Below are 19752 nucleotides of genomic sequence, written 5' to 3'. Positions count from 1 at the left end.
AATCATGAGTGCCTTACAAAAAAACAAATCCTTTGATTTATTAAAACAAAATGCGATTTATTTTGTCTTGCTGATTTTGCTCGGTATTATTATTGCGCAAGATCCAACCTTTTTAAATTTAATCAACTTCAGTAACATCTTAACTCAATCTTCTGTGCGCTTAATTATTGCTCTCGGGGTTGCAGGGTTGTTGATTACACAAGGAACTGACTTATCTGCTGGTCGCCAAGTTGGTTTAGCAGCGGTTATCTCTGCAACCATGCTGCAATCAATGGAAAATATGAACCGAGTATTCCCTGAAATGGGTGAAATTCCAATTCCTGTAGTAATTCTTGCAGTTTGTGCTATCGGTGCAGTAATTGGTTTAGTGAATGGTTTAGTTATCGCTTACTTAAATGTAACGCCATTCATCGCAACCATGGGTACCATGATCATCGTATATGGTTTCAACTCACTATACTATGATGCTGTAGGTGGTTCTCCAATCGCAGGTTTTAGCGAAAACTTCTCAACATTCGCTCAAGGATTCTTCCGCGTCGGCAGCTTTAAACTATCTTACATCACTATCTATGCAGCTATCGCAGCATTATTAGTATGGATTATGTGGAACAAAACTCGTTTTGGTAAAAACGTATTTGCTATCGGTGGTAACCCTGAAGCTGCGAAAGTATCAGGTGTAAACGTTGCGCGTAACTTAGTTGTCATCTACATGATTGCAGGTATGTTCTATGCATTCGGTGGTATGCTCGAAGCTGGTCGTATCGGTTCTGCAACTAACAACTTAGGTTTCATGTATGAATTAGATGCTATCGCCGCTTGCGTAGTGGGTGGCGTATCCTTTGCAGGTGGTGTAGGTACCGTTATTGGTGTAATCACTGGGGTTATCATCTTTACAGTTATCAACTACGGTTTAACTTACATCGGTGTAAACCCTTACTGGCAATACATCATCAAAGGTAGCATTATTATTCTAGCTGTTGCTATCGACTCCTTAAAATACGCGAAGAAAAAATAATACGAATAATCTCTCTAAAGATAACAAAAAAGTGGGCGTCCTTGCCCACTTTTGTTTTATATATTCAATTCAGCGTGAATTCATCACCTAACTAACGATATTTATGCAATAATCAGCAAACCTTGTATAATTGCGCCACCATTTTTATAGAGAGATAATCATGCAAATTAACTTTACACAAGTATTGCAAGACAGTTGGAACTTCTTCCGTAATCAACAAAAACTCATGCTGCAATTTGTCGCAATTTTATTTATTGTGCAAAGCGCGAGTGCACTTTTAAGTTTTCCAGTTAATGATGAAAATAAAAATGATGTATTAAATCTAGCCAATACAGATATCACTGGTTTTATCTTTTCATTTGCAATCACTCAAATTTTAACGAGTTTTATTGCAGCTTGGGGATTAACCTCAATCCATAAAATTAGCTTACAAAATTACCGCACTTTAGGTGAAACCTTCTCACTTACCTTGCGTCGTTTTGCAGGCGTAATTCTGTTAGATCTATTAATGGTTGCACCAATGTTACTCGGTCTTGGAGAAGCTTTTGCTGCGTTACTCACAAAAAAATCGCCCTCTATTATGTCACTTATCGCGATGATTGTTGGAGTTTGGTTCTTCGCCCGTTTAAATTTAACGACAGTACATTATCTTTCAACTCAAGATACACTTTCTCAAACTATCCGAAAAATTTGGATGCAAGGAAATACTCGAAAAGGCGTATTGTTTATTTATACCCTACTGGTTTATTTTCTAGTGCCAGTTCTCATTTTCCAATTAAGTGCATTTTCCAATAACGCTATATTTGATATGGTAATAGGTATTTTCACCGCATTACTTAATATTTTTATGCTAGTAGTGACTTATCGTTTCTACAGCTTATTTATGAAGGATTAATCAATATGAAACAACTCCTTGACTTTATCCCTTTAATTTTATTTTTTGTCACTTATAAACTCGGTGGTGTACGTGAAGCAGCCATCGTATTGGTGGTTACAACAATTTTACAAATCGTAATTTTAAAATGGAAATACGGAACCGTTGAAAAACAACAAAAAATTATGGCAAGTGTGGTCGTTTTTTTTGGACTTTTAACTGCCTACTTTAATGAAATCCGCTATTTGCAATGGAAAGTGACAATTATCAATGCCTTGTTTGCCATTGTTTTGCTCGTCGCACAATTTCAATTTAAAACCCCATTAATCAAGAAATTGCTTGGTAAAGAGCTACAACTGCCCGAAAAGGCTTGGAATACACTTAACCTCGGTTGGTCAGTATTCTTTATTATTTGTATGTTGGTGAATATTTATATCAGCCATAATATGTCGGAAGAAGCTTGGGTTGATTTCAAATCTTTCGGAATTATTGGTATGACGATGATTGCAACCATTATTTCAGGCGCTTATATCTATCGCTATTTACCTAAAGATGATTCAAATTCAAAAGATGGAGAAAAATAATGTCTTCCAATTTTACTGATAAAAATGGCCGCCATTCCAAAGGGATTCTATTACTAAGAACCTTAGCGATGCCTTCTGATACCAATGCTAACGGGGATATTTTTGGCGGTTGGATCATGTCTCAAATGGATATGGGCGGTGCGATTTTAGCAAAAGAAATCGCACATGGGCGCGTAGTTACCGTTGCGGTTGAAAGCATGAATTTCATCAAACCAATCTCTGTGGGCGATGTGGTTTGTTGCTACGGTCAATGTCTAAAAGTAGGACGTTCTTCCATTAAAATTAAAGTAGAAGTATGGGTGAAAAAAGTGGCAAGTGAGCCAATTGGTGAACGTTATTGTGTGACTGATGCAGTATTTACTTTCGTTGCAGTAGATAATAATAGTCGCTCACGCACGATTCCTCGTGAAAATAACCACGAATTAGAAAAAGCATTGGCCTCAATTGCAGAGTTTGAGGCTGAACAAAACGCCTGTTAATAGAAGGAAATAATGATGTTCTATGTGATTTTTGCTCAAGACATTCCAAATACATTAGAAAAACGTCTTGCGGTACGCGAGCAACACTTAACTCGTTTAAAACAGCTTCAAGCTGAAAACCGCTTACTTACGGCAGGCCCAAATCCAGCTATTGATGATGAAAATCCTGGAGAGGCTGGTTTTACTGGTTCAACCGTAATTGCACAATTCGCAAATTTGCAAGCGGCAAAAGACTGGGCGGAACAAGATCCTTATGTAGAAGCTGGCGTATATGGTGATGTTATTGTAAAACCATTTAAAAAAGTATTTTAGCCCTCCTCAATTCTGATAAGCTAACATGAAAAAAGTCGCTTTAATTTCTCTTTGTATTTTGACCGCTCTTTCTGCTTTTGCCGATACACCTAACACGGCAACAGCATCCATCAATCTTGAGCAAGAAAAACAAAACTGGGCGTCTGCACAGCATCAAGACTACTTAACACGTTTAAAACAACGTGAAACCTTTTTGCAGGTTGAAGGTTTGCTAAAAAGTGCGGTAAAAAACCAGCAATTTTCTGAAGCGACTCAAAATATCACAAAAATCTTAATAGATTCATTGCAAGGCTATCCTTTGCAATACGATTTGCTAGCACGCTTTTGGGAAACCAAAATTGCCTTTTTAAAAAGTGATGACATTCAAGGCAAACAACAAGCAATAAATGAACTCAATGCATTAGCACAACAAAATTACCCTTTTGTAACGCCAGCATTTCAAGCCTTATTACAAAAACTATCCACGTTAGAGGAACAACAAACATCAGCAACGTCGGATAATGCTAAAGAAAATAACAGGGTTCAAGAAGAACAAAATCAAGTAGAAAATCCTAAACAACTTGCTGAGATTATAAAGAACAGTAATCCTAGCACGTTAGATAAAAATGCATTAATCGATGCTTTTCCTCGTTATCTAAAAACATTATCGAAACAAATAGAAAATCCAAATTTTGAACTCTATCAACAATGGGCTGAAACTTGGCAACTCTCAGAAGATGAAATCAAACAGTGGAAAATAGCCTTTTTAAATCGTTTTTTTGATAATGAAAACGCTGATTTTCAAAAATGGCGTGATGAACAAATCCGACAATTACAGACTGATAATCTAACCGAACGCCGTTTACGAATGGCAATTTGGCAGAAGACCGACCGTTCTCCGTGGCTTAATTCACTTACTGCTGAAGGAAAAGCAAAACAAGAATGGCGTTATTGGGAGGCTAAACAAGATATATCAAAAAATATAGAAAAACTAACCGCACTATCAAAAGAGCGGGGATTCTATCCAATGTTGGCTGCGACACAATTAAAGCAAGCATATAAAGTCGATTTTCCAATAGTTCCAAGTTTTACAGTGGCAGAACAACTTCCTTTCGAGCAAGTTTTCGCCATGATTCGAGAACTTAGAGAACTTGGACGAAATGGTTTAGCAAAACAACGTTGGCGAATTTTACTTGATAATGCTGATTTCACGACTCAGCTAAAACTTGCAGAATATGCCGAAAACCAACAATGGTTTGAATTAGCTGTTGATGCTTCTATTGTTGCAAAAGCGTGGGATTACCTGTCTCTTCGTTTGCCAAATGCTTATTCAGAATACTTCAATGCAGCATTACAGAATTTAAATATCAGCAAAACTTTTGCTATGGCAATCGCCCGTCAAGAAAGTGCTTGGAATCCAATGGCACAATCTTCTGCAAATGCGCGGGGCTTAATGCAACTTCTGCCAAGCACAGCAAAATTGACTGCAGAGAATAATCAGCTGCCTTATCAAGGCGAACAAGATTTATTCAAACCATTGAATAATATTTTGCTAGGTACCGCACATCTGAATGAACTCAATGGAAAATATCCTAATAATCGAATATTGATTGCAGCTGCTTACAATGCAGGGGCAAATCGGGTAGAAAAATGGTTAAGTCGCGCCAATGGAAAATTAGCATTAGACGAATTTGTCGCATCTATTCCTTTTTACGAAACTCGTGGTTATGTGCAAAATGTAGTCACTTATGACTTTTACTATCAAATTTTACAAAATAAAGAAAACCCACAAATCTTTAGCCAAGAAGAATTGAATCGGCTATACTAAACGCACTAGTTTAATAGTGTAAATGGGAGCGTAATTATGTATATCAGCCGCAATTTAGAACAATGGAATTCATTTCTTCAAATGCTAAAAATCGCCTTTGATGAAAACAAAGCACAGGAGTTTCTAACTTTATTATTAACTGCAGACGAACGAGATGCTGTAGGGTTGCGCTTGCAGATTGTCTCTCAGCTGATTGATAAAAATATGTCTCAGCGTGAAATTCAACAAAATCTTAATACAAGTGCCGCCACAATCACTCGAGGTTCCAATATGATTAAAACGATGGATCCTGATTTTATGCAATGGATGAAACAACATCTTGATCTCATTGAAAAAAACTAAGCGAATTTTTACCGCACTTTCACGCTTATTTAGCCCTAAATGGTGGAAAAAAAACTGGCAGCGAGTTGTCTTTCGTTTTTTTTTCGCAGTTTTTGCTTTGTTGCTGCTTTTTCGCTTTGTCCCTATTCCATTTTCCGCTTATATGGTACAACAAAAAATCGCTAATCTTTTACAAGGAGATTTTCGATATCAAATCCAATATAACTGGGTCAGCCTAGAAAATATCTCCCCAAACATTCAATTAGCTGTGATTTCATCAGAAGATCAGCGTTTTCCTGAACATTTAGGCTTTGATTTTGAGGCTATCCAACGAGCAATTCGATATAACGAAAAATCTAAAAAGGGAATCCGAGGAGCATCAACCATTTCCCAGCAAACCGCTAAAAACTTAATGCTTTGGCACGGACAAAATTGGCTACGAAAAGGTTTAGAAGTTCCAGCAACTATGTTGCTCGAGCTGACTTGGTCAAAAAAACGTATTTTAGAAGTGTATTTAAATATTGCAGAATTTGGGAACGGCATTTTTGGTGTAGAAGCGGCAAGTCGCTATTACTTTAAAAAGTCAGCTAAAAATTTATCTCAAAATGAAGCCGCACTTTTAGCTGCTGTGCTGCCCAATCCAATCATTTATAAAGTAAATAAGCCAAGCTTATTAGTTCGTAAAAAACAAACTTGGATTTTGAGACAAATGGGAAATTTAGGTACTGAATACTTGAGCCATTTATAAGAAATTCAATCAAATTTCTAAAGTAAAACAAACTAAAAAATATTTACTTAATACATAAAATAAAAAAACGAGTCTAAGACTCGTTTTTTTATTTATAGCATTTTTATTATAGGTTTATTACCGCAAATAATACCCAAACAGTATAGATTGTGGCTAAACCATAAAAGATAAATCCAGCTGCTGGCACATGCACTTTAAGATCATGCATACCGTGGTGAATACGGTGCAAACCACACCACATTGGGAAAATAGTAAGCACCAAAATAACTAATTTACCAATCCAAGAATAAGCAAAAGTAATTAAATTATGCGCATCGACTAAACCAAATGGTAATAACAAACCGATGATTAAAATAACGACAGGGAAGAAAATTGCACTCACTGTGCCGCCAGCACCGAACATTAACCATACTGGCGGTTCGCCGGAGCGTTTTGGATTTTGATCAACCATTTTTTCTCTCCCTTAAATATAAACTAAAACTAATGCAAGCACGCTAACTAATGCCGTTACTGCCCAAAGTGCATTTCTTACCACAGTATGTGGTAGGCGTTCATTTTTCACAATGATATTCATCACTTTTGGTGTCATTAAGAAATATGTCACCGTATGATAAAGTGTTGCGATAAGCGTAATAATATTTAAGAAAACCACAATTGGGTTTCTTAAAAACTCAATAAAGCTCAAAATTCCTAAGCCAGGTATTGGATTGCTTGCGAGGCAAAGAACACCATAAAGCAACACAATACAAAACCATACAGCAAAGATTGAAGTCGCTTCACGTAGCATATAGGCTTTATAGAAGTCCAATTTTTGCCACCAAGTCGCTGTCATTGGACGAACATATTTTTTACGTTTACTCACTGTTACTGACATTCCTTCCCCCTTAGCCTTTTGGTTTTAGCATAGAGATAACATAATCTTTGGCACTTTCCACTTTTCCTTGGTTAATTGCAGAAGCAGGATCCACATGTTTTGGACAAACTTCTGAGCAATAGCCAACGAAAGTACAACTCCAAACCCCGTTTTTACCATTTAACAATGACATACGTTTTGCTTTGCCATGGTCACGGTTATCAAGATTATAACGATGAGCCATAGTAATAGCTGCAGGGCCTAAGAATTCAGGATTTAAACCAAATTGAGGGCAAGCGGCATAGCATAAACCACAGTTGATACACATTGAGAATTGACGATATTTCTCAAGCTGTGCAGGCGTTTGTTTAGTACGGCTTACTTGCAATTCTTTCGATGGATGTGGTTTACCATCTAATGCTGGTGCTTCGTTACCAATAATATAAGGTTTAATTGCCTCTAAACTTTCAATAAAGTGGCTTAAATCAACCACTAAGTCGCGTTCAATTGGGAAGTTTGCTAACGGTTCAATACGCATATGGCCGCTGTAATCACGTAAGAACGTTTTACAAGCCAATTTCGGTTTGTTATTCACCATCATCCCGCAAGAACCGCAGATCGCCATACGGCAAGACCAACGATAAGAAAGAGATGGTTCAAGTTTATCCTTAATATAGCCTAACGCATCAAGTAATGAGGTTTGATTATCATAAGGTACTTGATAAGTACTTAAATGCGGCTCTTGATCGATTTCAGGATTGTAGCGTAATACTTCAACATTCATTACTAGTGAATTAGCCATTTGCTTGCTCCTTAGCTTTTGCAGCGGCTTCTTGAGCTTCTGCTTCCGCACCGTAAACACGTTTTGCAGGTTGAGATTTAGTAATTTTCACCGGGCTATATTCAATGCGCGGTGCACCATTCTCATTGTAGAAAGCAAGTGTGTGTTTTAAATAATTTACATCATCACGTTCAGTGTAATCTAAGCGTTGGTGAGCACCACGAGATTCTTTACGTTCAATCGCTGAATTTGCAATAGATTGTGCAACATCTAGGATGTAGCCTAACTCAACTGTATAAAGTACATCTGTATTGAACACGCTTGAGTTATCTGCTACACGAATACGTTTGTAACGTTCTTTTAATTCTGCAATTTTATCTACTGCTTTTTGCATGCTTGCTTGGTCACGGTAAATACCACAGCCTTCTTCCATTACAGAACCCATTTCGTCACGGATTTCAGACCAAGATTCATTACCTTCTTGTTTATGAAGGGCTTCTAAACGAGCAACGACATCTTTTGCTTGAGCATCAACCGCACTTTGATTTACAGATTGAGCCTCAACTGCACGTTGCGCCGCATATTCCCCTGCTACACGACCTAACACAACAAGTTCAGCTAAAGAGTTAGATCCTAAACGATTTGCACCATGTAAACCTGAAGATGCACATTCACCTACAGCAAATAAACCTTTGATACGAGTTTCGCTATTGAAATCGACTTCAATACCGCCCATCGTGTAGTGAACAACTGGACGAACAGGGATTGGCTCATTCACTGGATTTACACCTTCATAAGCACTTGCTAGTTCACAAATGAATGGAAGACGCTCATGTAAATATTTTTCACCAAGATGACGTAAATCTAAATGCACAACATCTACGCCTTTCGCTGTTTTTAAGGTATTACCTTTTTTCCATTCTTGCCAGAATGCTTGAGAAACTTTATCACGAGGACCAAGTTCCATATATTTATTTTGTGGTTTTCCAATTGGTGTTTCTGGTCCTAGACCGTAATCTTGAAGATAGCGGTAGCCATCTTTATTCACTAAGATACCGCCTTCACCACGACAACCTTCAGTCATTAAAATACCTGTATTCGGTAAACCTGTTGGGTGATATTGAACAAACTCCATATCACGAAGTGGTACACCATGACGATACGCCATAGATAAGCCGTCACCTGTTACAATACCGCCATTGGTATTGAATTTAAATGCACGACAACCACCACCAGTTGCAATAACAACCGCATTTGCATTAATTTGAACCAGCGAACCTTCCATCATGTTCATTGCAACCATACCACGAGCATGGCCATCATCAACAAGAATATCTAATACGAAGTGTTCATCAAAACGTTGGATTTGTGGATATTGAATAGAAGTTTGGAAAAGCGTGTGTAATAAGTGGAAACCTGTTTTATCAGCGGCGAACCAAGTACGCTCAATTTTCATTCCACCAAAACGACGTACATTTACATCGCCATCAGCTTTACGGCTCCAAGGACATCCCCAACGTTCTAATTGAGTCATTTCCACTGGTGAATGTTGTACGAAATATTCCACAACATCCTGTTCGCAAAGCCAGTCACCACCAGCCACAGTATCTTGAAAGTGTTTATCGTAAGAATCTTCTTCTTTGATAACTGCCGCTGCGCCACCTTCTGCTGCCACAGTATGGCTACGCATTGGGTACACTTTTGAAACTAATGCAATTTTTAAGTTAGGATTTGCTTCTGCTGCTGCAATCGCTGCACGTAAACCGCCACCACCAGCGCCAACAATCGCAATATCGACATTAACTATTTGCACGATATCCTCCAATAAATGTAGAAAGTAAAAAATAGAAATCACCCTAAAAGGGTAATCTAGTGAGGCCATTCTGCCATTTTTTGTTACAAATTAATAACGTTTTTTATGTAGCGAAAGGGGGAAAAGGATGATTTTGTGATCTACCTCAAAAAACCTTAGATTGAGTTGAGAAGAGCTCTCGTTTACAATGATGAAAATTTAAAAATGGGAATAAAAATGACCGAACTTACTCATTGGCAACCTTCTGCCGATATAAAAAATCTTCTTAAACGTGCAAAAATTATTGCTGAAATTCGTCAATTTTTTACAGAGCGAGGCTTGCTTGAAGTTGAGACGCCTGTTCTAAGTGAATTTGGCGTTACTGATTTGCACCTTTCCACATTTAGCACGGAATTTCTCGCGCCTTTTGGTGAACAATCCAAAACACTTTGGCTTTCTACAAGCCCTGAATATCATATGAAACGCTTGCTCGCTGCAGGCAGTGGACCGATATTCCAAATCAGTAAAGTATTCCGTAATGAAGAGGCTGGTAATCGCCACAATCCAGAATTTACCATGTTGGAATGGTATCGACCGCACTTTAGTATGCATCGTTTAATTAATGAAGTGGATGATTTACTCCAACAAATTTTAGATTGCCCACCTGCAGAAAGTTTAAACTATCAGTTTGTTTTCCAAGAATATGTAGGCTTAGATCCCTTATCTGCAGAACGTTCAGAATTAATCGAAGCGGCGCGTAAACATAACTTTATGGCTGAAGATAATGAAGATCGCGACACTTTATTACAGTTTTTATTTAGTGAAGTCGTTGAACCTCAAATAGGAAAAGATCGACCTGTTGCGATTTATCATTTCCCTTCAACACAAGCCGCCCTAGCACAAGTGAGTCCAGAAGATCAACGAGTTGCAGAACGCTTTGAGTTTTATTACAAAGGGCTAGAACTGGCAAATGGTTTCCATGAATTGACAGATGCACGAGAACAAAGACATCGTTTTGAATTGGATAATCAACAAAGAACGAAACATGGATTGCCAATTCGAGACATTGACGAACGTTTTCTAGCTGCATTAGAAGCTGGCTTACCAAACTCTTCTGGCGTTGCGCTGGGAGTTGATCGCCTAATTATGGTTGCTTTAGGTTGTGAAAAAATTAATGAAGTGATTTCTTTTGCCGTAGATAATGCCTAGACGAAAAGTGCGGTAAAAAATTTACCGCACTTTTGATATTTTTAGTTACTGATCCATAATGGCAATCGTATAGTAACAGCAAGCCCGCCTAGTGGGCTTTTTTCAGCCCAGACCTTTCCTTGATGCTCCTGAACAACATTAGACACAATCGCCAATCCTAGTCCTGTGCCACCAGTCGTTCTAGTTCGCGTCTCATCCACTCGATAAAACGGTTTGAAGATTTTTTCAAATTCATCTGGATGGACTCCAGATCCGTTGTCATCTATACGGATCCTGAGAAATTCTTCTTCTTCTTCTTCTTGTATAAAAATATGAAGTTCGATCTTATCCTTGGTGTATTTAAGTGCATTTGTCACGATATTTTCAACCGCACTTTCCAGCAATCTAAAATTTCCGTTAAGTTGTAATTCATTTTTGGGTAAACGAATATTTGTGAGAAACGTTATACCTCGTTGCTCTGCTTCAAATTTGGCATCGTTGATAATATCAGTCCAAAGCATATTGGCATAAAAAATATCTCGTTCCACTTGACTATTCATTTTATGGCGTGAAAGTAGAAGTAGCTCACTAATCATTTTATCCATTCGCTCTATTTCTCTTTCAATGCGTTTTACGCTCTCTGTTTCGCCATATTCATGGCGAACAAGCGCTGTAGCCAACTGTAAACGAGTGAGTGGTGTTTTTAATTCATGTGAAATAGATGAAAGTAATGTTTGTTGATTAGACATTAGATGATCAATAGAGGCTGCCATTCGATTAAAACTTTGACCAACTTGACGTAGCTCTAATGGACCATTAGCCACTAAGCTCTTATCAATTTTAAAATTACCTAATGCCACTGAATTCGCTGCTTCTTGCAAGCGAGAAATAGGCCTAATCAGCATTCTTGTAAACCACCAAAGCAATGGGCTAGTGATTAAAAGAATAATCAAAATCAATATAATGGGTCTATCAAAAACATAATTAAAGATCTCACGCTGTGGGTTAACGTAAGAAATAAAATACAAGGCATAAGAGGCTGTATCCCCTAAATAAACCAGGAACGGTCCTGAAAGCTGAAGCTCATTAAAATTTTTACGTTTAGGTTCTGAAAAATCGCTGGATACATCTGCAAATCTTCGAATATAAGGCGCTTCCTCTGGTAATTCACCTAGAATATCTTTAGTTTGTAAATTAATCAGAACTGGTCTAGAAGGTTGAAATTTATCTGAAGGTAAAACAGGCACTTCTGAAATTAGCCCCTGTAATTGACCATTACGAACGATATTTAGGATTTCTTTTTGATAGTTAACAATATCTGCTTCTTCTAGAGGGGAATAGAGTCTAAGATCGAGATTGGGTAGCACGATCACAAGGCTCATCATGATGAAAAAAGAAAACCAGAACAGAGTAAATGTTCTGATTGCAAGTTGATTTAAACAGAAAAAACTACGCAATTTCATAAAACTAAGTGACTAAAAGATAGCCTTTTCCGCGTAAAGTTTTAAACCAAGGCAATTTGCTTTCTCGCTCTGGTAGCTTTCGTCTCAAATTAGATATATGCATATCAAGAGAGCGGTCGAACGGACTTAATGTTTTTCCTAGCACTTCCAAACTTAATTCTTCACGAGTAACAATATCCCCCTTTGATTCTATTAATCGCTGAAGGATCTTAAACTCATAATCTGTTAAATTTAAGTTTTCCTCACTATACATCGCAGTTTGGCGAGTCAAATATAAGGTTACATTCTCAAAAGATAATATTTCTTTTGTATCGTCAACACTATTTGATGGCGACACACTTCGACGCAAAATCGCTCTAATTCTTGCCACTAATTCACGATCATTAAATGGTTTAGGCAAGTAATCATCCGCCCCCAATTCTAAGCCAAGCACTCGATCGATATCGTCACCTCTTGCAGTAAGCATCATCACTGGCACATTAGAGACTTTACGAATTTCTTTTAATGTATCAAGGCCATTTAGCTTCGGCATCATGACATCAAGTAAAACCAACTCATAGCTTTCATCAAGTTTTTGTAATGCCTTTAATCCATTATTTGCTATTTGAACATCAAACCCTTCTAGCATTAAAAGGGATGAAAGTAATTCCGTCAATTCAACATCATCATCAACGAGCAAGAGTTTTGACATTGGGGATTCCTTTTTATCAATCGTTCTTGTTGTAGTGCGGTGAAAATAGAAAGATTATTTCCAGAATTGCCACCAGCTTGATTTTGGTTTCTCACCAGTTTGAATAATGGTGTTATTCTCGCCTTGTTGCGAAACTTCTGGCAAAGGTTTATCGAGATTGGTTTCTGTCACCATACCACGTTGATCAAATTTTACAGTGAAAGTATGTTGAACTGGTGTTTCATAAGCACGTTGTTGTAAGAACACATAGTACCAAGTCTGACTATTATAAGGATCGATTAATACTGGCGTACCCAACAAATATTGTACTTGTTGAGCAGTCATGCCTTCTTTAACTTGAGCAACTGTAGTCGCTTCTAAATAGTTGCCTTGCGGTACATCAATTCGATATACAACTTTTTCAACGGTGGAACAAGAAGCGACGCTTAATGCTAAAAAGGTTGCGCCTAAAAGTGTTTTAACTTGCATTTTCTTTACCTTATTTGTGCAAAAGTACTGTCAAATAATACCTAAGTTTGAGCATATTGCCAAATTAATTCTCTGATTTTAAAGCCTTTTGTAATTGATCTTTTAAATTCGGTGGCAAACCTTTGATAGTAAGCGTATCAGTCATCGGTTCCCATTGAATTCGAGTATTCAATAAATCAGCATCGAAACTAATACTCACCCCCTTTCCTGAACCAGTGAATTTCGTTAGGGATTTTAAAGTTGAACGTACTGGCGGAATGCGGTCTTCCAAGCCATAATTCTGTTCTCCCGCAAAGGTAACAAAAGGCTGTTCGTTTAGAGTGGGTAAGGAATCAGAAAGTTCCTGCAATTCAATTTCATCACCGCCTGCAAGTTGAGCTTTGCAATATTCAAACACTTGTTTTTTTACTACTTGAGTTTGCTCTTTGTTGAGTTCGCCTTGATCGCAGTAATCACTCACTGCTTGCAATAAACTCTGATTTTGTACTTGTGGATTTAATCCTTCTTCGGCACCTAAAAAATCCATGAAAAAATCACTAATTTTTCGACCGACACGGCCTTTTATGAAAGTTAAATAACGATTAGAGTTTGCATTCACCTGCAAATCCGTCAAATTCACTCTTGCCGCAATATCAAACTGAGTAATATCAAGATATTCTGTACGGCGAATATCTAAATGCTCATCGACTAACATACTATGACGGCTATCAAGCAATGCAATAAACAAATAATCTGTTGCTAAGAAATTATATTGACATAAAATCAAAGTACCACTTTCTGCAAAGTTATATTTACCTAGCTCATCTGCAAGCAATTTTGTTGAGTATTGACTAAAACCTAAAAACTCAATTTCTTGTTCCAATAAACGATTTAAATGTTGTGCAAATATAGACTTTTCCTGAAACACGCCAAAAGCCTTCGCTTTATTTTGATAGCCTTGATGAAGTTGCAACATCATTTGTTCTACTTCTGGTGTAATTGACAACAGCTCATCGCGTAATACGCTTTCCATTTTTATGCTGTCGCCATCCACATTTTTGACTAACTGATGCAAAACAATTTGATTAACGGTAATACTCATTTTTGTCACCTTTGAAAAATTTGCCGCAAATTATAACCGCACTTTTTAAGCAAGAAAAAAGAAATTATTTAGGTTCTACCAAATAATCGGGTATCATAAGCCAAATTTTTTGTTTTATTTTTAACATTATGGCTCAACATTCTAAATATTCTGATGCTCAATTAAGTGCGATTGTAAACGATATGATCGCAGTATTAGAAAAACATAAAGCCCCTGTAGATCTTTCCTTAATCGCTCTGGGTAACATGGCAAGCAATTTATTAACCACCAGTGTGCCGCAAACTCAACGTGAGGCATTAGCCCAAGCGTTTTCTAATTCCTTAATTAATGCGGTAAAAGCACGTTAATATGAAATGGATTAAAAAAGGCACTTTCAGCGGCAAACAATACCGCGATGACGTTTCACGAAAAATTTCGTGGGGTCACTGGTTTGCCTTTTTTAATATCATTGTTGCCATTCTTATTGGCGCACGTTATGCCTTTATCATTGACTGGCCAGATACTTTCGCAGGAAAACTTTATTTCTTTGTGAGTTTGCTCGGACATTTCAGTTTCAACGTTTTTGCGTTGTACTTACTCGTGGTCTTTCCACTGAGTTTCATTGTTAAAAATCACCGCACTTTTCGCGGATTAACCGTGATATTTTCCACGATTTGTACAACCTTATTATTATTTGATACCGCCGTTTTCAATCGTTTTAATCTGCATTTATCCTCTGTTGTATGGAATTTGCTGGTCAATCCAGAAAATGGTGAAATGTCACGCGATTGGCAAATATTCTTTGCACCAATGCCAATAATTTTACTGGCACAAATGTTATTTTCTCGCTGGAGTTGGGAAAAATTACGCAGTCTTGAACGCCAAAAATGGCTAAAAGGCACCGGAATATTCTTAACCGCAACGTTCATTGCGACGCATTTAATTTATGCTTGGGCTGATGCTTATTTGTATCGGCCTATCACCATGCAACGCTCTAATTTCCCTTTATCTTATCCAATGACAGCTCGTTCTTTTTTAGAAAAACACGGTTTCTTGGATGGAGAAGAATATACGCAAAAATTAGCGCAAGAAGGTCGTTTAGATGCCTTAAAAATTGATTATCCGAAAAAAGAACTTACTTACGCACCAATTACGCACAAACCTAATATTCTGATCGTAACGGTTTCGGGTTTACGCCATGATGCGATTTCTAATAAAAAGATGCCAAAACTTGCTGAATTTGCAACAAGTTCAACGGAATTTACTAATCATTACAGCACAGGCAACAGTAATAACGCAGGCTTAATTGGGTTATTTTACGGGCTAAATGCAAATTACACCGATAGCGTTTTAAGCAATCATACCCAATCTGTTTTAATCGAAAAATTACGTGCTGAAAATTATCTATTGGGTTTATTTTCGGCTACAAATTTCAAAGATAGCGTCTTCCGCCAAGCATTATTTCGAGAAATGAAACTTTCATCGAATAAAACCAACAAACCAAATAATGAAAGTGCGGTAAAAAATCTCAATGATTTTATTAAAGCACAAAAAACTGACTCACCTTGGTTTGCTTATTTGGATTTAGCCTTGGAGGCTAAAAATCCATCAGATTATGACCGCACTTTGCAGGACATTGATTCTCTTTTAGCAAAAGCGTTAGAAAGTACACCGCTTGAAAATACATTAGTCATCATCACGTCAGAGCATGGTTTAAGTTTTAATGAAATGAATGAAAAAGAGCGAGAAAACTACTTTGGGCGTGATGAAATTCAAGTCCCATTGCTTGTGTATTGGAAAGATTTACCAGTAGGCAAACAAAATGGATTAAGTAATCATGCGGATATTTTCTCTGCATTAATGCAGACAGTATTCCGTGTAGAAAACCCGTTGATGGATTATAGTCAAGGACGTAATCTCTTTGATCTTAAGGGCGATGACTGGGTGCTTGCCTCTAATTTCCACTGGAATGTGGTGATTCAACCTGATGGAACACAATATCACATTGATCGCAAAGGTAATTACAAAAAATTTGATAAAGATTATATCGAGCAATCGTCAGACAGACCGCCACTTGGAATCTTCTTAGAAGTCTTCCAATTACAAAATATCTTCTTTGAAAAATAATTTATAAGGGCATAAAAGAATAGATTTTTTGCCCTTAAGCCTTTATACTCACGCCTCAGTTTAAGACTGAAAAATGTTATTAATGAAAATCCGTGAGTTTTTCATAACATTACCATAATGCTTCTCGCCGTACTTACAGCACCTTTCAATTAATATACATTCTCGTCTTTTTATCCTTTCTTTTTTACGGAGTTTGTATGAAAAGCCACGTTCGTAGTTTTAAAACCTATATTCGCGATGAAATTATCAAAAAAGGCGGGTGGGTAAATGCCCATGCTCATGCTGACCGCGCTTTTACGATGACGCCAGAGAAAATTGGGATTTATCATAGCAGTAATTTGCAACAAAAATGGGATTTAGTGGATGAAGTAAAACGCACTTCCAGTGTTGATGATTATTACGCACGTTTTTGCCAATCTATTGAATTAATGATATCCCAAGGTGTAACCGCATTTGGTACTTTTGTCGATATAGACCCAATTTGTGAAGATCGTGCAATTATTGCCGCCCACAAAGCTCGTGAAGTGTATAAACATGACATTATTTTGAAATTTGCCAATCAAACTTTAAAAGGGGTAATAGAACCCACTGCGCGTAAATGGTTTGATATTGGTGCAGAAATGGTAGATATGATTGGTGGCTTACCATATCGTGATGAATTGGATTATGGACGTGGCCTAGAGGCGATGGATATCTTGTTAGATAAGGCCAAATCTCTTGGGATTATGTGTCATGTACATGTCGACCAATTCAACAATCCAAGTGAAAAAGAAACCGAGCAACTTTGCGACAAAACCATTGAACATGGAATGGAGGGGCGAGTTGTGGGTATCCACGGTATTTCCATTGGCTCACATTCGAAAGAATATCGCTACAAACTTTACGAAAAAATGCGTAAAGCCAAAATGATGATGATAGCCTGTCCGATGGCATGGATTGACAGTAATCGCAAAGAAGATCTTATGCCATTCCATAATGCACTCACGCCAGCAGATGAAATGATTCCCGAAGGTATCACTGTTGCCCTAGGCACAGATAATATTTGTGATTATATGGTTCCTCTATGTGAAGGTGATTTATGGCAAGAATTAAGCCTATTAGCTGCGGGTTGCCGTTTCCCACACTTAGATGAAATGGTCAACATCGCAAGTATTAACGGCCGTAAAGTATTAGGACTAGAGCCAATTTAGCTTTTTATTCCGCCCAATCAAAAGTGCGGTCAAAATGGGCAACATTTAAAAGTTGATTCAAAAATCTAGCTTTTAAATGTTGCCCATTTTCGTTGTACTTTTGTGTTTTTTAACTTGCCAAAAAACAAAAAATAAATAAAATGAACGCTGATTCATTTTTGAGCAATTATTGTTCCTTATTTTACTCAAGGATCTTATGCGACAAGCTAAAACAGACTTAGCTGAACAGATTTTTCCAGCGACAGATCGTTTAATGGCAAAAGAAGGGTTGAATCAGCTGTCTATGCACAAACTTGCGAAAGAAGCAAATGTAGCCGCAGGAACGATTTACCTTTATTTCAAAAACAAAGATGAGTTGCTTGAACAATTTGCACACAGAGTGTTTTCAATGTTTATGGCAACGCTTGAAAAAGATTTTGATGAATCTAAGCCTTTTTTCGAACAGTATCGACAAATGTGGAAAAAAATTTGGTATTTCTTACAAGAAAATCCCACCATTCTATCCAATTTAAAGCAATATGAATCTTTGCCTAATTTCAAGGATATTTGTAAAAACGTTAAAAATTGCCGTTGGGATTTATTTTGTCATCAAGCACAAAAAGCTGGCTTATTAGCTGAATTATCTGAAGATATTCTCTTTTTATTAAGTTTGAAAACGGCGATAAATTTAGCCTCTGATGCAAAATTTATCGATTTCGATCTTAAGCCTGAAATTTTAGAATCAGTGATTGAACGCTCTTGGCGTGCGATTCAGAAATAATTGTTGTTATTTTTATAACGGAGCTTTAAACATGAGTCAAACTCAACATCAAAGACCAAAACGCTCACATATTTTCTTTATGAAAATAATTTTAGTGGTATTTGTCTTAATTTTTGCCTGTGTCATCGGTTTTAATATGATAAAAGGCGTAATGATAAGCCGAGCCATTGCGGGAATGCCAGAACCTTCAAGCCCAGTGACCGCACTTGAAGTACAACCTCGTGAATGGACGCCAGTTATTAACACAACAGGTCTTGTGCGTCCAAATCAAGGTGCGATGCTCAGTACACAAAATGCAGGTACGATTTCTCAAGTGCTCGTGCAAAATGGCCAACAAGTGAAAAAAGGCGATTTACTCATTGAACTCGACAGTTCAGTAGAACATGCTAGCCTTCAAGCTGCACAAGCACAACTCCCAGCTCTTCGTCAAACTTATCAACGTTATGCGAATTTATTGAAAAGCAATGCTGTTTCACGACAAGAAATGGATAACGCAAAAGCGGCTTATGATGCTCAACTAGCCAATATAGAATCTCTAAAAGCAGCAATTGAACGCCGTAAAATCGTTGCGCCATTTGATGGCAAAGCAGGTATTGTGAAAGTAAACGTTGGTCAGTATGTGAATGTTGGAACAGAAATTGTGCGCGTGGAAGACACCAGTTCGATGAAAATTGACTTTGCCCTTTCGCAAAATGATTTGGATAAATTACATATCGGTCAACGCGTCACTGCGACAACAGATGCTCGCTTGGGCGAAACATTTTCAGCTCGAATCACGGCTATTGAACCCGCCATTAATTCATCAACTGGTTTAGTTGATGTTCAGGCTACATTTGATCCTGAAGATGGGCGTAAATTGCTTTCAGGCATGTTCTCTCGTTTACGCATTGCGCTACCAACTGAAACAAATCAAGTTGTCGTTCCACAAGTAGCCATTAGCTACAACATGTATGGTGAAATTGCTTATTTACTCACACCATTATCTGATGAAGATAAAGAGAAAATGGCTGAGAATAAAAAATTAGATCGTTTATATCGAGTAAAACAAATCACTGTATTTACTAAAGATCGCCAAGGTATTTATTCTCAATTACAAGGTAATGAGGTAAAACCTGGTGATAAAATTATCACTGGCGGTCAACAAGGTATCGGCAATGGCAGTCTTGTAGAATGGATTGAAAAAGACATTGTAGGTGCAACAGAGCCAGTAAATAAAACTAACCTTTAATTAACTAGGAA

22 protein-coding genes are annotated in these 19752 nt (G+C 37.5%); 14 read left to right on the top strand and 8 right to left on the bottom strand.

Going from position 1 to position 19752, the window contains the following annotated elements; translation table 11 throughout:
* The first annotated feature begins 4 nt into the window (after positions 1–4).
* The 8 genes from mglC to mtgA all read left to right on the top strand — a co-directional run bounded on the left by mglC (position 5) and on the right by mtgA (position 6140).
* Complete coding sequence (mglC, locus tag HMPREF9096_RS07555; protein ID WP_005645969.1) at positions 5–1015, top strand: galactose/methyl galactoside ABC transporter permease MglC; 1011 nt, start codon at positions 5–7, stop codon at positions 1013–1015.
* A 160-nt stretch (positions 1016–1175) separates the two neighbouring features.
* Positions 1176–1910 (top strand): hypothetical protein, encoded by a 735-nt coding sequence (locus tag HMPREF9096_RS07560; RefSeq protein WP_009499770.1) that lies wholly within the window; start codon positions 1176–1178, stop codon positions 1908–1910.
* A 5-nt stretch (positions 1911–1915) separates the two neighbouring features.
* Positions 1916–2473 (top strand): septation protein A, encoded by a 558-nt coding sequence (locus HMPREF9096_RS07565; protein ID WP_009499769.1) that lies wholly within the window; start codon positions 1916–1918, stop codon positions 2471–2473.
* Positions 2473–2952 (top strand): acyl-CoA thioester hydrolase YciA, encoded by a 480-nt coding sequence (gene yciA, locus HMPREF9096_RS07570; RefSeq protein ID WP_005633431.1) that lies wholly within the window; start codon positions 2473–2475, stop codon positions 2950–2952. Before HMPREF9096_RS07565 ends, yciA begins: the two co-directional genes overlap by 1 nt.
* 15 nt (positions 2953–2967) lie before the next feature.
* On the top strand, positions 2968–3264 hold the full coding sequence (locus HMPREF9096_RS07575) for a YciI family protein (protein ID WP_032803237.1): 297 nt from the start codon (positions 2968–2970) through the stop codon (positions 3262–3264).
* Positions 3265–3289: 25 nt separating this feature from the next.
* The gene (locus HMPREF9096_RS07580) at positions 3290–5071 is read left to right on the top strand and encodes a transglycosylase SLT domain-containing protein (RefSeq protein ID WP_009499767.1); all 1782 of its coding nucleotides are present in this window, start codon (positions 3290–3292) and stop codon (positions 5069–5071) included.
* A 36-nt stretch (positions 5072–5107) separates the two neighbouring features.
* On the top strand, positions 5108–5413 hold the full coding sequence (trpR, locus tag HMPREF9096_RS07585; protein WP_009499766.1) for a trp operon repressor: 306 nt from the start codon (positions 5108–5110) through the stop codon (positions 5411–5413).
* On the top strand, positions 5400–6140 hold the full coding sequence (mtgA, locus tag HMPREF9096_RS07590) for a monofunctional biosynthetic peptidoglycan transglycosylase (RefSeq protein ID WP_009499765.1): 741 nt from the start codon (positions 5400–5402) through the stop codon (positions 6138–6140). The genes trpR and mtgA overlap by 14 nt, the downstream gene beginning before the upstream one ends.
* Positions 6141–6246: 106 nt before the next feature.
* Here mtgA and frdD read toward each other — a convergent pair whose 3' ends face one another.
* Genes frdD through frdA form a run of 4 tightly spaced genes read right to left on the bottom strand, consistent with a single transcriptional unit; the run spans position 6247 to position 9587 of the window.
* A complete protein-coding gene (gene frdD / locus HMPREF9096_RS07595; RefSeq protein ID WP_009499764.1) occupies positions 6247–6591 on the bottom strand; it encodes a fumarate reductase subunit FrdD in 345 nt (114 codons plus the stop codon).
* A 12-nt stretch (positions 6592–6603) separates the two neighbouring features.
* Positions 6604–7014, bottom strand: coding sequence for a fumarate reductase subunit FrdC (gene frdC, locus HMPREF9096_RS07600; protein ID WP_005639272.1), 411 nt, complete (start codon positions 7012–7014; stop codon positions 6604–6606).
* Between the two features lie 10 nt (positions 7015–7024).
* The gene (locus HMPREF9096_RS07605) at positions 7025–7795 is read right to left on the bottom strand and encodes a succinate dehydrogenase/fumarate reductase iron-sulfur subunit (protein ID WP_009499763.1); all 771 of its coding nucleotides are present in this window, start codon (positions 7793–7795) and stop codon (positions 7025–7027) included.
* Positions 7788–9587: a fumarate reductase (quinol) flavoprotein subunit gene (gene frdA, locus HMPREF9096_RS07610; protein WP_032803235.1), complete on the bottom strand. Its 1800-nt coding sequence runs from the start codon at positions 9585–9587 to the stop codon at positions 7788–7790. The genes HMPREF9096_RS07605 and frdA overlap by 8 nt, the downstream gene beginning before the upstream one ends.
* A 216-nt stretch (positions 9588–9803) precedes the next feature.
* Between frdA and epmA the strand changes: the two genes are divergently transcribed.
* Positions 9804–10775 (top strand): elongation factor P--(R)-beta-lysine ligase, encoded by a 972-nt coding sequence (gene epmA / locus HMPREF9096_RS07615; RefSeq protein WP_032803234.1) that lies wholly within the window; start codon positions 9804–9806, stop codon positions 10773–10775.
* A gap of 41 nt (positions 10776–10816) precedes the next feature.
* Here the strand turns inward: epmA and cpxA are convergent, their stop codons facing one another.
* From cpxA to yejK, 4 genes are all read right to left on the bottom strand, one after another.
* Complete coding sequence (gene cpxA, locus HMPREF9096_RS07620; RefSeq protein ID WP_032803232.1) at positions 10817–12217, bottom strand: envelope stress sensor histidine kinase CpxA; 1401 nt, start codon at positions 12215–12217, stop codon at positions 10817–10819.
* A 4-nt stretch (positions 12218–12221) separates the two neighbouring features.
* Positions 12222–12908, bottom strand: a complete 687-nt coding sequence (locus HMPREF9096_RS07625) for a response regulator (protein WP_009499759.1) — start codon at positions 12906–12908, stop codon at positions 12222–12224.
* A gap of 54 nt (positions 12909–12962) precedes the next feature.
* Positions 12963–13376 (bottom strand): outer membrane protein assembly factor BamE, encoded by a 414-nt coding sequence (bamE, locus tag HMPREF9096_RS07630; RefSeq protein WP_009499758.1) that lies wholly within the window; start codon positions 13374–13376, stop codon positions 12963–12965.
* 64 nt (positions 13377–13440) lie between these two features.
* Positions 13441–14457: a nucleoid-associated protein YejK gene (gene yejK, locus HMPREF9096_RS07635; RefSeq protein WP_009499757.1), complete on the bottom strand. Its 1017-nt coding sequence runs from the start codon at positions 14455–14457 to the stop codon at positions 13441–13443.
* A gap of 128 nt (positions 14458–14585) precedes the next feature.
* Here yejK and HMPREF9096_RS07640 point away from each other — a divergent pair, with 128 nt between their 5' ends.
* The 5 genes from HMPREF9096_RS07640 (at position 14586) to HMPREF9096_RS07660 (ending at position 19741) form a co-directional block, all read left to right on the top strand.
* Positions 14586–14804: a YejL family protein gene (locus HMPREF9096_RS07640; protein ID WP_005637371.1), complete on the top strand. Its 219-nt coding sequence runs from the start codon at positions 14586–14588 to the stop codon at positions 14802–14804.
* A 1-nt stretch (position 14805) separates the two neighbouring features.
* Positions 14806–16563 (top strand): DUF3413 domain-containing protein, encoded by a 1758-nt coding sequence (locus HMPREF9096_RS07645; RefSeq protein ID WP_009499756.1) that lies wholly within the window; start codon positions 14806–14808, stop codon positions 16561–16563.
* Positions 16564–16760: 197 nt separating this feature from the next.
* Positions 16761–17753: an amidohydrolase family protein gene (locus HMPREF9096_RS07650; protein ID WP_005631292.1), complete on the top strand. Its 993-nt coding sequence runs from the start codon at positions 16761–16763 to the stop codon at positions 17751–17753.
* Positions 17754–17949: 196 nt separating this feature from the next.
* A complete protein-coding gene (locus HMPREF9096_RS07655) occupies positions 17950–18513 on the top strand; it encodes a TetR/AcrR family transcriptional regulator (RefSeq protein WP_009499755.1) in 564 nt (187 codons plus the stop codon).
* A gap of 31 nt (positions 18514–18544) precedes the next feature.
* A complete protein-coding gene (locus HMPREF9096_RS07660) occupies positions 18545–19741 on the top strand; it encodes an efflux RND transporter periplasmic adaptor subunit (RefSeq protein ID WP_009499754.1) in 1197 nt (398 codons plus the stop codon).
* Positions 19742–19752: the final 11 nt, after the last annotated feature.

Source organism: Haemophilus sp. oral taxon 851 str. F0397 (assembly GCF_000242295.1).
Taxonomy (GTDB): domain Bacteria; phylum Pseudomonadota; class Gammaproteobacteria; order Enterobacterales; family Pasteurellaceae; genus Haemophilus.
This window is presented reverse-complemented; position numbering and strand designations above follow the sequence as displayed.

Coding starts and splice junctions, on each gene's coding strand:
- mglC (WP_005645969.1), top strand. CDS start 5: ATGAGTGCCTTACAAAAAAACAAATCCTTTGATTTATTAAAACAAAAT.
- HMPREF9096_RS07560 (WP_009499770.1), top strand. CDS start 1,176: ATGCAAATTAACTTTACACAAGTATTGCAAGACAGTTGGAACTTCTTC.
- HMPREF9096_RS07565 (WP_009499769.1), top strand. CDS start 1,916: ATGAAACAACTCCTTGACTTTATCCCTTTAATTTTATTTTTTGTCACT.
- yciA (WP_005633431.1), top strand. CDS start 2,473: ATGTCTTCCAATTTTACTGATAAAAATGGCCGCCATTCCAAAGGGATT.
- HMPREF9096_RS07575 (WP_032803237.1), top strand. CDS start 2,968: ATGTTCTATGTGATTTTTGCTCAAGACATTCCAAATACATTAGAAAAA.
- HMPREF9096_RS07580 (WP_009499767.1), top strand. CDS start 3,290: ATGAAAAAAGTCGCTTTAATTTCTCTTTGTATTTTGACCGCTCTTTCT.
- trpR (WP_009499766.1), top strand. CDS start 5,108: ATGTATATCAGCCGCAATTTAGAACAATGGAATTCATTTCTTCAAATG.
- frdD (WP_009499764.1), bottom strand. CDS start 6,591: ATGGTTGATCAAAATCCAAAACGCTCCGGCGAACCGCCAGTATGGTTA.
- frdC (WP_005639272.1), bottom strand. CDS start 7,014: ATGTCAGTAACAGTGAGTAAACGTAAAAAATATGTTCGTCCAATGACA.
- HMPREF9096_RS07605 (WP_009499763.1), bottom strand. CDS start 7,795: ATGGCTAATTCACTAGTAATGAATGTTGAAGTATTACGCTACAATCCT.
- epmA (WP_032803234.1), top strand. CDS start 9,804: ATGACCGAACTTACTCATTGGCAACCTTCTGCCGATATAAAAAATCTT.
- cpxA (WP_032803232.1), bottom strand. CDS start 12,217: ATGAAATTGCGTAGTTTTTTCTGTTTAAATCAACTTGCAATCAGAACA.
- HMPREF9096_RS07625 (WP_009499759.1), bottom strand. CDS start 12,908: ATGTCAAAACTCTTGCTCGTTGATGATGATGTTGAATTGACGGAATTA.
- bamE (WP_009499758.1), bottom strand. CDS start 13,376: ATGCAAGTTAAAACACTTTTAGGCGCAACCTTTTTAGCATTAAGCGTC.
- yejK (WP_009499757.1), bottom strand. CDS start 14,457: ATGAGTATTACCGTTAATCAAATTGTTTTGCATCAGTTAGTCAAAAAT.
- HMPREF9096_RS07640 (WP_005637371.1), top strand. CDS start 14,586: ATGGCTCAACATTCTAAATATTCTGATGCTCAATTAAGTGCGATTGTA.
- HMPREF9096_RS07645 (WP_009499756.1), top strand. CDS start 14,806: ATGAAATGGATTAAAAAAGGCACTTTCAGCGGCAAACAATACCGCGAT.
- HMPREF9096_RS07650 (WP_005631292.1), top strand. CDS start 16,761: ATGAAAAGCCACGTTCGTAGTTTTAAAACCTATATTCGCGATGAAATT.
- HMPREF9096_RS07655 (WP_009499755.1), top strand. CDS start 17,950: ATGCGACAAGCTAAAACAGACTTAGCTGAACAGATTTTTCCAGCGACA.
- HMPREF9096_RS07660 (WP_009499754.1), top strand. CDS start 18,545: ATGAGTCAAACTCAACATCAAAGACCAAAACGCTCACATATTTTCTTT.